The sequence below is a fragment of the Pseudomonas sp. S3_B11 genome (assembly GCF_054667715.1).
The window spans coordinates 329211-341673 of the sequence record NZ_CP162749.1; the positions used below are offsets into that span (position 1 = coordinate 329211).

The window sequence follows — 12463 nt, forward strand, 5'->3', positions numbered from 1 at the left end:
ATTCCCCATCTGAGCTTGTGGGAGCGAGCCTGCTCGCGATGGCGTCGTGTCAGTCAACATCAGTGCCGCTGAACCACCGCCATCGTGAGCAAGCTCGCTCCCACAGTGGATCGTTGCCAAGCCCTCGGGCTACGCCGCCTGCTGGAACTGCTGCCGATACTGGTTCGGCGACAGGTCGGTATGTTGCCGGAACAGCCGGGCGAAAAAGCTCGCGTCGTCGTAGCCGACTTCATAGCTGATGGTCTTGATGCTCTTGCGGCTGCCGGAGAGCAGGCCCTTGGCGGTTTCGATCCGCAGTCGTTGCAGGTAATGCAGCGGTTTGTCGCCAGTGGCGGTCTGGAAGCGGCGCATGAAGTTGCGGATGCTCATGCCATGTTCCCGGGCAACGTCCTCGAAGCGGAACTTATCGGCGAAGTGCTCTTCGAGCCATTGCTGGATCTGCAGGATGATCACATCCTGATGCAGTTTCTGCCCGCCGAAGCCGATCCGCCCTGGCGAATAGCTGCGTTGCACCTCATACAGGATGTCCCGCGCCACGGCCTGGGCCACGTTGGCGCCGCAGAAGCGTTCGATGAGATAAATGTAGAGGTCACAGGCTGAGGTCGTGCCGCCGGCGCAGAACAGGTTGTCGGCGTCGGTCAGGTGCTTGTCCTGGTTCAGGTATACCTGGGGGAAGCGCTCCTTGAAGGCATTGAAGAAACGCCAGTAGGTGGTGGCTTCCTTGCCGTCGAGCAGCCCGGCCTCCGCCAGCCAGAACACCCCGGTGGCTTCGCCGCAGAGTACCGCACCGCGCGCGTGTTGTTCGCGCAGCCAAGGCAGGACCTGGGGATAACGTTGGCAGAGGGTGGCGAAATCATCCCAGAAGGCCGGCAGGATGATGACATCGGTGTTTTCCAGGCCGCCGTCCACCGGCATGATCACATCGCTGAAGCTGTTCACCGGTTTGCCATCGGGGCTGACCAGCCGGGTTTCAAAGGCCGGCGTCAGGCCGTGGCCCAGTTGTTTGCCGTAGCGCAGGCTGGCCAGGTGGAAAAAATCCTTGGCTTGCATGAGGGTGGAGGCGAAGACCTGGTCGATTGCCAGGATGCTGACGCGCCGCAAGGGCGTGGAGGCGTGCATAGACATAATTCATCTTTATTTTTATAGGGGAAAGTGGTCAACAGACGGCTGGATCGTCTTATTTTTTGTCGGATGTGTCCAGTGTCCTGTCGTACCCCGCAGGCTTAGGCTCTGTCGGATAACAACGCCCAACAATAACCAAAGGTGCGCCATGATCCCAAGAACACTGTTCAGTCCCGAGCACGAGTTGTTTCGCGACAGCGTACGAACCTTCCTTGAAAAAGAAGCCGTGCCGTACCACAGCCAGTGGGAAAAACAGGGGCATGTCGATCGCCAGCTCTGGAACAAGGCAGGGGAGGCGGGCATGTTGTGCTCGCACCTCCCGGAAGCCTATGGGGGGCTGGACGCAGATTTTCTCTACAGCACGGTGGTGATCGAGGAGATCGGCCGCCTGGGGCTGACAGGGATTGGCTTCTCGCTGCATTCCGACATCGTCGCACCGTACATCCTGCATTACGGCAGCGAAGCGTTGAAACACAAGTACCTGCCGAAGCTGGTGTCTGGCGAAATGGTCACGGCCATCGCCATGACCGAGCCGGGCGCCGGTTCCGACCTGCAAGGGGTGAAGACCACGGCGGTGCTGGACGGCGATGAATATGTCATCAATGGCTCGAAGACCTTCATCACCAACGGCTTCCTGGCAGACCTGGTGATCGTGGTCGCCAAGACCGATCCGAAGGCCGGCGCCAAGGGCACCAGCCTGTTCCTGGTGGAGGCGGGTACGCCGGGCTTTGAAAAGGGCAAGCGCCTGGAAAAAGTCGGCATGAAGGCCCAGGACACGTCGGAACTGTTCTTCCAGGATGTCCGCGTGCCGAAGGAGAACCTGCTGGGGCAGGCCGGCATGGGCTTCGCCTACTTGATGCAGGAGCTGCCCCAGGAGCGCCTGACCGTCGCCATCGGCGGCCTGGCTTCGGCCGAAGCGGCGCTGCAATGGACCCTGGACTACACCCGCGAGCGCAAGGCGTTCGGCAAATCCATCGCAGACTTCCAGAACACCCGTTTCAAGCTCGCGGAAATGGCCACCGAAATCCAGATCGGCCGGGTCTTCGTGGACCGTTGCCTGGAATTGCACCTGCAAGGGAAGCTGGACGTGCCGACGGCGGCGATGGCCAAGTACTGGGGCACCGACTTGCAATGCAAGGTGCTAGACGAATGCGTGCAGTTGCATGGCGGCTACGGCTTCATGTGGGAATACCCGATTGCCCGGGCGTGGGCGGATGCGCGGGTGCAGCGGATCTATGCCGGGACCAATGAGATCATGAAGGAGATCATTGCGCGGTCGCTTTGATGCAGTGGTGAGCTTGGGTCCGCTATCGCGAGCAAGCTCGCTCCCACAGGGGAGTCGTGTCTGATCGCTATTTTGTGATCAACATCGAACCCCTGTGGGAGCGAGCTTGCTCGCGATGAGGCCTACGGATCAAGGCGCCGGGTTCGGCTGATCCTTGTGAATCGCCTCGATCCCCGCCAGTACTTCATCCGACAGTTTCAGGTCGAAGCTGGCGATGTTGCTGTCCAGTTGCTCCAGCGTGGTGGCGCCAATGATGTTGCTGGTCACGAACGGCTGCCGGGTGACGAACGCCAGGGCCATCTGCGCCGGGTCCAGGCCATGCTCGCGGGCCAGGGCCACATACCGGCTGCACGCCGCTTCCGATTGCGGGTTGAAGTAGCGCATGAAGCGGCTGTACAGCGTCAGGCGGCCCTTGGCTGGCCGTGCGCCGTTTTCGTATTTGCCCGACAGGAAGCCGAACGCCAGCGGCGAATAAGCCAGCAAGCCGCATTGCTCGCGAATGGCGATTTCCGACAGGCCGATCTCGAAGCTGCGGTTGAGCAGGTTGTACGGGTTCTGGATCGACACCGCCCGCGGCCAGCCACGGGCCTCGGCCAGGGCAAGGAACTTCATGGTGCCCCACGGCGTTTCGTTGGACAGGCCGATATGGCGGATCTTGCCGGCGCGAACCTGTTCGTCCAGGGCTTCGAGGGTTTCCTCCAGCGGGGTGAACGTTTCGTCGGCATTGTGCTGGTAGCCCAGTTGACCAAAGAAGTTGGTGCTGCGCTCCGGCCAATGCAGCTGGTAGAGATCGATCCAGTCGGTCTGCAGGCGCTTGAGGCTGGCGTCCACGGCTTCGACGATGTGGCGGCGGTTGTGCTTGAGGTTCTTGTCGCGGATGTAGTCGATGGTGTTGCCGGGGCCGGCGATCTTGCTCGCCAGGATCCAGTCGGCACGATCGCCGCGACTCTTGAAGTAATTGCCGATGTAGCGCTCGGTGGTGGCGTAGGTTTCGGCCTTGGGTGGCACCGGGTACATCTCGGCGGTGTCGATGAAATTGATGCCGGCAGCCTTGGCGCGTTCGATCTGGGCGAAGGCCTCGGCCTCGCTGTTCTGCTCACCCCAGGTCATGGTTCCGAGGCACAGGGCACTCACGTTCAGGTCGGTACGGCCTAGCGGGCGATAGTCCATCGGGAACTCCTTGGGCAAAACAATCATAAAAGCAGGTTGAAATATTTTTCGCAATCTGCATAATTGCGCACCTCTTTCTGCAGTGGAAGTGATGCGCCGCCGCCGAAGAATCTTGCCGTTGAACGGACGCGCCGACCCGAGCCCCCGAAAGCGTCTGTATCCGGCTGCCTTTGACTTGTCAAAGTACGCACTATTCAGTAAGATCCGCCGTCTAATTTACAGGGCGGCCCCTGAGGCTATAAAGAATGAAAACTTTTACTGCTAAACCGGAAACAGTAAAGCGCGACTGGTTTGTCGTCGACGCTGCTGGTCAGACCCTGGGTCGTCTGGCCACCGAAATCGCGAGCCGTCTGCGTGGCAAGCACAAGCCTGAGTACACCCCTCACGTTGACACCGGTGACTACATCGTCGTGATCAACGCTGAGCAAGTACGTGTTACTGGCGCTAAAACCACTGACAAAATGTACTACTCCCACTCCGGTTTTCCTGGCGGCATCAAGTCGATCAACTTTGAAAAGCTGATCGCCAAAGCCCCTGAGCGCGTGATCGAGACCGCGGTTAAAGGCATGCTGCCTAAAAACCCACTGGGTCGCGACATGTATCGTAAGCTGAAGGTTTATGCGGGCGCTGCTCACCCTCATACTGCTCAGCAGCCCCAAGAACTGAAGTTTTAACGGAATAGTTCATTATGTCGGCGACTCAAAATTACGGCACTGGCCGTCGCAAGACTGCAACCGCACGCGTTTTCCTGCGTCCGGGCACTGGTAACATCTCCATCAACAACCGCTCCCTGGATAACTTCTTCGGCCGCGAAACTGCCCGCATGGTAGTTCGTCAGCCGCTGGAACTGACCGAGACCGTCGAAAAATTCGACATCTACGTCACTGTTATCGGTGGTGGTGTAAGTGGTCAGGCTGGCGCAATCCGCCACGGCATCACTCGCGCCCTGATGGATTACGACGAGACTCTGCGTGGTGCTCTGCGCAAAGCCGGCTTCGTAACTCGCGATGCTCGCGAAGTTGAACGTAAGAAAGTCGGTCTGCGTAAAGCGCGTAAGCGTCCGCAGTACTCGAAGCGTTAATTTCGCTTCCGCTTTCAAAAGGCGCCCAGTTCCTCACGGAGCTGGGCGTTTTTTTATGGGCAAAAGAATTGCTCTGTGACAACTTGCCACATTCGTAGAGCCCCTATACTACAAGGCTTGGCGGTTTGGCCGCTTGGTAATTACCTTGTCAGAATTGGGGCTTTTCATTACCATTCGGCAAAATTTTTATAAGTTCAGATTTTTACTTAGTAGACGCCTGATCTAACAGGCCACAAAGCTGATGGGAGAGGACTGAATGAGCAATGACGGCGTGAATGCAGGCCGGCGTCGCTTCCTGGTAGCAGCCACATCCGTGGTGGGTGCTGCAGGAGCGGTGGGGGCTGCGGTCCCGTTCGTGGGGTCATGGTTTCCCAGTGCCAAGGCGAAAGCCGCGGGTGCACCGGTGAAAGTGAATGTCAGCAAGATCGAGCCAGGCCAGCAGATGATTGCTGAGTGGCGCGGCCAGCCGGTGTTCATCGTCCGCCGTACAGAGGAAATCCTGGGGAATCTGAAAAAGATCGAGGGTCAGTTGTCCGACCCTTCCTCCAAGAACTCGGTCCAACCGGAGTACGTCAATCCTGAAACGCGTTCGATCAAGCCAGAGGTTTTGCTGCTGATCGGGATCTGTACGCACCTGGGTTGCTCGCCAACGTTCCGTCCTGAAGTGGCTCCTGCCGATCTGGGCAAGGACTGGGTCGGTGGTTATTTCTGCCCTTGCCACGGCTCCCACTACGACCTGGCTGGTCGCGTCTACAAGTCGCAGCCTGCACCTCTGAACCTGCCAGTTCCCCCGCATTCCTATGAGACCGACGACATCATTGTCATCGGCGTCGATACGGAGAAAGCGTGATGAGCAAATTCATGGATTGGGTTGATGCGCGCTTTCCCGCGACCAAAATGTGGGAAGACCATCTCAGCAAGTATTACGCTCCGAAGAACTTCAACTTCTTCTACTTCTTTGGCTCCCTGGCGCTGCTCGTTCTGGTCAACCAGATCGTTACCGGTGTCTGGCTGACCATGAGCTACACCCCGTCGGCGGAAGAAGCGTTTGCTTCCGTCGAATACATCATGCGCGACGTCGAGTACGGCTCGATCCTGCGTCTGTTGCACTCCACCGGTGCTTCGGCGTTCTTCATCGTGGTCTACCTGCACATGTTCCGTGGCCTGCTCTACGGTTCGTACCAGAAGCCTCGTGAGTTGGTGTGGGTCTTCGGCATGCTGATCTACCTGGCGCTGATGGCCGAGGCCTTCATGGGCTACCTCCTGCCGTGGGGCCAGATGTCCTACTGGGGTGCCCAGGTGATCATCTCGCTGTTCGGTGCGATCCCGGTCATCGGTGACGACCTGACCCAGTGGATTCGTGGTGACTACCTGATCTCGGGCATTACCCTGAACCGCTTCTTCGCCCTGCACGTGGTCGCGCTGCCGATCGTGATCCTCGGCCTGGTGGTGTTGCACATCCTGGCCTTGCACGAAGTTGGCTCGAACAACCCGGATGGCGTGGACATCAAGAAGCACAAGGACGAGAACGGCGTACCGCTGGATGGCATCGCCTTCCACCCGTACTACACCGTGAAAGATATCGTCGGCGTGGTGGTCTTCCTGTTCATCTTCTGCTCCATCGTGTTCTTCTTCCCGGAAATGGGTGGTTACTTCCTCGAGAAGCCGAACTTCGAGCAGGCGAACGCCTTCAAGACCCCTGAGCACATTGCCCCGGTCTGGTACTTCACGCCGTTCTACGCGATTTTGCGGGCGATCCCGGACAAGCTGATGGGCGTTATCGCCATGGGCGCGGCCATCGCAGTGCTGTTTGTCCTGCCTTGGCTGGACCGCAGCCCCGTCAAGTCGATGCGCTACAAAGGCTGGCTGAGCAAGATCTGGCTCGTGGTGTTCTGCATCTCGTTCGTGATCCTGGGCGTGCTGGGCGTATTGGCCCCGACACCGGAGCGTACGTTGCTATCGCAGGTCTGCACCTTCCTGTACTTCGCCTACTTCATTCTGATGCCTTTCTACACCAGGCTCGAGAAGACCAAACCGGTTCCGGAAAGGGTGACTGGCTGATGAAAAAGCTATTTGCTGTACTGATTCTTGCTGCTATGCCTGTACTGTCCTTCGCGGCTGAACACGGTGGTCCAGAGCTGGAAAAAGTCGACATCGACGTTTCCGACAAAGCTGCCATGCAGGACGGCGCACGTACGTTCGCCAACTACTGCATGGGTTGCCACAGTGCCAAGTTCCAGCGCTACGAGCGTGTTGCCGATGACCTGGGCATTCCTCATGAAATGATGCTCGAGAAACTGGTGTTCACCGGTGCCAAACTGGGCGATCACATGACCATTGGCATGCAACCTGCGGACGCCAAGACCTGGTTCGGCGCCGCGCCGCCAGACCTGACTCTGGTGGCGCGTGTGCGTGGTACTGACTGGCTCTACGGTTACCTGCGTTCGTTCTACGAAGATCCTGCGCGTCCATGGGGCGTGAACAACAAGGTCTTCCCGAACGTCGGCATGCCTAACGTACTGGTCGGCCTCCAAGGGCGCCAGGTGGTAGGCTGCAAACAGGTTCAGATCGTTGAGGGCGGTAAAAAGCAATTCGATCCGCTGACCGGCACCGCTTTGACTCATGAAGCCTGCGACCAGCTGACTGTATTGCCGAACACCGGCAGCCTGACTCCGGAGCAGTTCGACGAGAAGGTCAAGAACCTTGTGACCTTCCTGGCCTACTCGGCCAACCCGGTGAAGCTGGAGCATCAGCGCATCGGTACCTATGTATTGCTGTACCTGGCGTTCTTCTTCGTATTCGCTTACCTGCTCAAGCGTGAATACTGGAAAGACGTGCATTGATAAAGCTGTAAGCCGTTGCTGTTAATCGTGCGCGCCCAAGGGCGTCTCTAATGTAACGAGCCTGGCCAGCCAGGTGTTACGGGAGATGCCCTCTGGGCGCGCTCGTTTTTCCGTTTTTCGATAATTTCAACAAGCGAGGAGGATCGCCATGGGCGTGACCAATCGGTTGGCCTGTTACTCCGACCCCGCCGACCACTATTCCCACCGGGTACGCATCGTACTGGCAGAGAAGGGTGTCAGCGCCGAGATCATTTACGTCGAAGCGGGCCGTCAGCCGCCGAAGCTGATCGAGGTGAACCCTTATGGCAGCCTGCCCACACTGGTCGATCGTGACCTGGCGTTGTGGGAGTCGACCGTGGTGATGGAATATCTGGATGAGCGTTATCCGCATCCACCTTTACTGCCGGTGTACCCTGTCGCGCGGGCCAACAGCCGTTTGCTGATCCATCGCATCCAGCGTGACTGGTGCGGGTTGGTGGATCTGATCCTGGATTCTCGGACCAAGGAGCCGGCGCGGGTCGTGGCACGCAAGGAATTGCGTGAAAGCCTGACTGGCGTATCGCCGCTATTCGTCGATAAGCCGTTTTTCCTCAGTGAGGAACAAAGTCTGGTGGATTGCTGCCTATTGCCCATACTCTGGCGTTTGCCGATTCTGGGTATCGAACTGCCGCGGCCTGCCAAGCCGCTGCTTGATTATATGGAGCGCCAATTCGCGCGTGAGGCTTTCCAGGCGAGTCTGTCTGGCGTCGAACGTGACATGCGCTAAGGCTTAGGGAGCCGCTATGAACTCCAGTCGACCTTATCTGGTCCGCGCGCTCTACGAGTGGATTGTGGACAACGATTGCACCCCGCACATGCTGGTCAACGCCGAGTTTCCGTCGGTGCAGGTGCCGCAGGGTTTTGCCAATGACGGGCAAATTGTCTTGAACGTGTCGCCAGCCGCTGTGCGTCACTTGCATATGGATAACGACGCCGTCAGCTTCGAAGGGCGCTTCGGTGGCGTGCCGCACACTTTGTACGTGCCTATTGCTGCGATCCTGGGGATTTATGCTCGGGAGAATGGCCAGGGCATGGTGTTTGAGCTGGAAGCGCCGCTTGATGGCGAAGAAGAGTTCGAGCCGGATGATGACCTGCCGCCACCGGATGACGAGCCGCCGCGTCCTAGCGGGCGGCCGAGTTTGAAAGTGGTGAAGTAGGTAGATATGTGCCAGATACAGGCTGTTTGAAAGCTTGGTAACCTGGTTAAGAAAATGCCCGTATCGTGAGATGTGGGCATTTTTTTTTGCTGTTGTGGTTGGTGTGTATATCCGTTACCGCAGCAACGGATATACACATCGATCCCACCAAAAAAGAAGCAAAAAAAACGGCGTCCTCCGTCCCAGAAGAAGCGCCGTTTTTCTTGAGCAACTGAAGTTCAAAAATCAGTCAATGTACTCAAACAACTTGACGATTTTCTGCACCCCGGACACACCCTGCACCAGGTTGGTCGCCTGCGCAGCCTCTTTCTTGGTCAACAACCCCAGCAAATAGACAATGCCATTCTCAGTCACAACCTTGATGCGCGAGCCGGGAATACTGGCGTCGGTGAGCATCTGGGTCTTGATCTTGGTGGTCAGCCAGGCGTCGTTCTGGCGCGCCAGCAGCGAGGAGGGTTGCAGGACCTGCAGTTCGTTATGCACGGTCTTGACCCGTTGCACGGCGCTGGCTTCCTGTTCGGCCTTGGCCTTGAGGTCGGCGCGTGGGGTCTGGCCGGCCAGCAGTACGACGCCGTTGAAGCTGGTGACGACGATGTGCGAGTTGTTGTCCAGGTCCGGGTCGGCCTTGGCAATGTTCACGCCGACCTTGGTTTCAATCAGGGAGTCGTCGATCTTGCTGCCGAAGGTGCGGGTGCCGCGATCGTCTTCAATCGGCTTTTCCCGGCTGGCGTTAACCACCGATGTGCAGCCGCTGATGCCGAGGCACAGGGTCAGGGCCAGAAGGCCTAGGCGATTAGGGGTCATTCTTCACTCCCGAACAGTTGGCTGTCGATCAAGTCGCAAAGACAGTGGATCGCCAGCAGGTGGACTTCCTGGATACGTGCGGTGACATTGGCCGGTACGCGGATCTCGACGTCTTCTGGCAATAGCAGGGACGCCATGCCGCCGCCGTCACGACCGGTCAATGCTACGACAATCATTTCGCGATCATGTGCGGCCTGGATCGCTTGAATAATATTGGCCGAGTTACCGCTGGTGGAAATCGCCAGCAGCACATCGCCGGGTTGGCCCAGGGCGCGGATCTGTTTGGAGAATACTTCGTTGTAGCTGTAGTCGTTGGCGATCGAGGTGATCGTCGAGCTGTCGGTGGTCAGGGCGATCGCCGGCAGGCTCGGGCGCTCGCGTTCGAAGCGGTTGAGCAGTTCCGAAGAGAAGTGCTGGGCGTCGCCGGCCGAGCCGCCATTGCCGCACGAAAGCATCTTGCCCTCGTTGAGCAGGGCGTTGACCATCACTTGGCTGGCTTGCTCGATGTGCGGTGCAAGTACGTCCATCGCCTGTTGCTTGGTGTCGATACTGGCCTGAAAAAGCTGGCGAATTCGCGATTGCATGTCCATCTGTGTGACCTTAAGTAGCGCGGCTTATCGGCACAAACATGTGCGGCGCGCAAAGCAAAGAGCAAAAAAGTTAGGTGAAGGTGTCCGGCTCGGCATGGGCGCTCAACTGTCGAAGGCGTTCTGCAGCCAGTTCAACTGGGCGGCGTTGCTGTCGATGGCAACCACGTCGAAGCGGCAGGGATGATCGGCCCAGCGAGACTCGCGTTGCAGAAAATACTGCGCGGCGAAAACCAGCTTCTGGCGCTTGCGCTCGTCAATGCTGTCGAGCGCGCCACCCCATTGAGTATTTTTTCTGTAGCGGACTTCGACGAATACTACTGTATCGCCGTCAAGCATGACCAGATCAAGCTCGCCGCGTTTGCACAACCAGTTCTGCGCCACCAGCCGCAGGCCTTGTTGCTGGAGATGCGCGAGAGCTTGGCCCTCGGCATCCCGTCCGCTTTGCTGGCGTGATCGGTCGGGCATCAGCGCTGGGTATCCGGCAGGCGCTGCACCTGGCCATTGACGAACTCGGCCCAAGGCAGTTGACGCTGTACGCGCTGGGTTGGAGACACTGCCAGGCTGCCCGACAGGCCTTCGATGCGGCTGTCCGGCAACGTCTTGAGCTGGCCCAGGCGTGGTGCCAGGCGATAGGCGTCTACCCCCATCGCGTACAACCGGCCCAGGCTGCTACCCGCCTGTGGCCACTGTGCGGTGACCTGCTTGCGCAGCGGGTCATTGGCGTCGAGCAGCCAAGGGGTTTCGCAGAAGCGGATACCGCTCATGTCGTTGTACTGGTTCTGGTCGCCGCTGGCGCTGAACACTGAAGACGTCGCGTAGACCGGCACATCACCCGCGTACTGGAAGTTCAGGGTCGGCTTGATCTGCTGGGCCTGTTGCGGCGTCGAGGCCAGGAAGATGAACTCGATGTCCTGGCGACGGGACGGCTGGGCCGCGACCGTGGTGCCAACGGTGCTTTGCAGGTTCTTGGCGCGACCTTCGCTCTGGCGCAGTTGGAACATGTCGGCGATCTGCTGGGCCAGTTGCACCGGCTGGTCGACCCGTTCGATTGCGATGATGGTGCCGCCATTGGCCTGCCAGTCCTGGCTGAAGGCTTTCAGGACACGATCGCCCCATTCACCCTTCGGTACCATGGCGGCGGCGCGATGCAGGCCGTCGGCGCGGGCACGGCGGGAGACTTCGCGGGCTTCATCCTCGGGGGCCAGGCCGAACTGGAACAGTTGCGGTGGCCCTTGTTCGCCTTCGCTGTAGTTCAGCGCCAGGGTGGTGATCGGCAGTTGCGGGCGGGTGCTGATCTGCTTGACCAGGGGTTTTTCCAGCGGTCCGACTACCAGTTGCACGCCGTCGGCCTGGGCCTTGCGATAGAACTCGTCCATGGAGGTCAGGCTGGAGCTGTCATAGAACTGGATGCTTGGCGGCTTCTGACCGGCCTGCTGGGCCTGGTAATGCGCGGCCATGAAGCCCTCGCGCAAGGCCTTGGCAACCGCAGCTAGCTGGCCATTCTGTGGCAGCAGCAGGGCGATCTTGCTCAGCGGCTGGCTCGCCAGCTCCTTGAGCTTGACCAGGGGTGTCGGCAGTTGCAGGGCGGCAGGGTGCTTCGGGTTCTGTTCGCGCCAGTGGTCGATGGCCGCCTGCTGTTGTTCCAGGGTGCCGGCGGTCTTGACGGCCTGGGCCAGGCTCAGCCAGCCGCCAAGGTCGTCGTTGGAGCTTGGCTGCAACTGGTCGGTGGGCAGCGAGGCGATCAACGACCAGATGGCTTCGTGGTTTTTTGCCGCAGCGTCGTTTTCCAACAGGGGCGCGATGAAAATGCGCTCCTTGGCGGCGGCCAGGGTCTGGCCATCGGCCTCCAGGGCGCGGGCGCGGACGGTACCGGTGCGAACCTGTTGCTCCACCGGCATTTCGCTCAGGTGTTGCAGGCTTGGGTGGCTCAGGGCGGTCAGTGCCGCCTTGGGCTGGTTGCGGGTCATCGCCAGTTCAGCCGACAGCGTGCTGGCGAAAATCTGCTGGCCGGGCTTGAGTTGTTCCATCGGCACTTGTTGCAGGATCTGTGCGGACTGGCCGGCATTGCCCTGGCGGTAGGCCAGGTCGGCAGCGCTCAGGCGCAGCAGGGCGGCTTTTTCCGGATTTTTGCTTTGAGTGGCCTGTTCGAGCAACTGCTCGATACTGGCATCCGGGGTGCGTGGAAGTTCGCCAAGGCTGGACGAGGGCGAGCTGGCGCAAGCCGCCAGGAGGGCAGCGAGGCAGAGGGCGGAGAGCAGCCGCAGGCAAGCGATCATGTAAGTGTTCCTGATACGAGATCAAATTAGCGTCGAATTGTACCCAAGCACTGGCCGGGGCGCGATGTTAGTGGTGTGAATCGATCAATTTAGGTA

The 12463-nt window shown here is 59.2% G+C and carries 14 protein-coding genes; 8 read left to right on the forward strand and 6 right to left on the reverse strand.

The window, feature by feature from the left end; translation table 11 throughout:
• Window positions 1-129: 129 nt before the first annotated feature.
• Window positions 130-1026 carry a GlxA family transcriptional regulator gene (locus AB4O22_RS01595; RefSeq protein WP_172681420.1) on the reverse strand — a complete coding sequence of 299 codons (897 nt, stop codon included), beginning with the start codon at window positions 1024-1026 and terminating at the stop codon, window positions 130-132.
• Between the two features lie 244 nt (window positions 1027-1270).
• Between AB4O22_RS01595 and AB4O22_RS01600 the strand changes: the two genes are divergently transcribed.
• The gene (locus AB4O22_RS01600) at window positions 1271-2407 is read left to right on the forward strand and encodes an acyl-CoA dehydrogenase family protein (protein ID WP_003205367.1); all 1137 of its coding nucleotides are present in this window, start codon (window positions 1271-1273) and stop codon (window positions 2405-2407) included.
• A 129-nt stretch (window positions 2408-2536) separates the two neighbouring features.
• Here the strand turns inward: AB4O22_RS01600 and AB4O22_RS01605 are convergent, their stop codons facing one another.
• On the reverse strand, window positions 2537-3577 hold the full coding sequence (locus AB4O22_RS01605) for an NADP(H)-dependent aldo-keto reductase (protein WP_003205366.1): 1041 nt from the start codon (window positions 3575-3577) through the stop codon (window positions 2537-2539).
• 245 nt (window positions 3578-3822) lie between these two features.
• Here AB4O22_RS01605 and rplM point away from each other — a divergent pair, with 245 nt between their 5' ends.
• The 7 genes from rplM (at window position 3823) to AB4O22_RS01640 (ending at window position 8697) form a co-directional block, all read left to right on the forward strand.
• Window positions 3823-4251, forward strand: coding sequence for a 50S ribosomal protein L13 (gene rplM, locus AB4O22_RS01610; protein WP_003205365.1), 429 nt, complete (start codon window positions 3823-3825; stop codon window positions 4249-4251).
• Window positions 4252-4265: 14 nt separating this feature from the next.
• Window positions 4266-4658, forward strand: a complete 393-nt coding sequence (rpsI, locus tag AB4O22_RS01615; protein ID WP_003205364.1) for a 30S ribosomal protein S9 — start codon at window positions 4266-4268, stop codon at window positions 4656-4658.
• 256 nt (window positions 4659-4914) lie between these two features.
• Window positions 4915-5508 (forward strand): ubiquinol-cytochrome c reductase iron-sulfur subunit, encoded by a 594-nt coding sequence (gene petA, locus AB4O22_RS01620; RefSeq protein ID WP_003205363.1) that lies wholly within the window; start codon window positions 4915-4917, stop codon window positions 5506-5508.
• Complete coding sequence (locus tag AB4O22_RS01625; RefSeq protein ID WP_003205362.1) at window positions 5508-6719, forward strand: cytochrome b; 1212 nt, start codon at window positions 5508-5510, stop codon at window positions 6717-6719. Before petA ends, AB4O22_RS01625 begins: the two co-directional genes overlap by 1 nt.
• Window positions 6719-7501 (forward strand): cytochrome c1, encoded by a 783-nt coding sequence (locus AB4O22_RS01630; protein ID WP_109754819.1) that lies wholly within the window; start codon window positions 6719-6721, stop codon window positions 7499-7501. The genes AB4O22_RS01625 and AB4O22_RS01630 overlap by 1 nt, the downstream gene beginning before the upstream one ends.
• 148 nt (window positions 7502-7649) lie before the next feature.
• Window positions 7650-8267 (forward strand): glutathione S-transferase N-terminal domain-containing protein, encoded by a 618-nt coding sequence (locus AB4O22_RS01635; protein ID WP_003178195.1) that lies wholly within the window; start codon window positions 7650-7652, stop codon window positions 8265-8267.
• Window positions 8268-8283: 16 nt separating this feature from the next.
• Window positions 8284-8697 (forward strand): ClpXP protease specificity-enhancing factor, encoded by a 414-nt coding sequence (locus AB4O22_RS01640; protein WP_003205360.1) that lies wholly within the window; start codon window positions 8284-8286, stop codon window positions 8695-8697.
• A 225-nt stretch (window positions 8698-8922) separates the two neighbouring features.
• Here the strand turns inward: AB4O22_RS01640 and AB4O22_RS01645 are convergent, their stop codons facing one another.
• From AB4O22_RS01645 to AB4O22_RS01660, 4 genes are all read right to left on the reverse strand, one after another.
• The gene (locus AB4O22_RS01645; RefSeq protein WP_003178201.1) at window positions 8923-9501 is read right to left on the reverse strand and encodes a BON domain-containing protein; all 579 of its coding nucleotides are present in this window, start codon (window positions 9499-9501) and stop codon (window positions 8923-8925) included.
• The gene (locus tag AB4O22_RS01650; RefSeq protein ID WP_007928463.1) at window positions 9498-10091 is read right to left on the reverse strand and encodes a phosphoheptose isomerase; all 594 of its coding nucleotides are present in this window, start codon (window positions 10089-10091) and stop codon (window positions 9498-9500) included. Before AB4O22_RS01650 ends, AB4O22_RS01645 begins: the two co-directional genes overlap by 4 nt.
• A 102-nt stretch (window positions 10092-10193) precedes the next feature.
• A complete protein-coding gene (locus AB4O22_RS01655) occupies window positions 10194-10556 on the reverse strand; it encodes a YraN family protein (RefSeq protein ID WP_223470376.1) in 363 nt (120 codons plus the stop codon).
• Window positions 10556-12367, reverse strand: coding sequence for a penicillin-binding protein activator (locus AB4O22_RS01660; protein WP_460095801.1), 1812 nt, complete (start codon window positions 12365-12367; stop codon window positions 10556-10558). The genes AB4O22_RS01655 and AB4O22_RS01660 overlap by 1 nt, the downstream gene beginning before the upstream one ends.
• Window positions 12368-12463 lie beyond the last annotated feature (96 nt).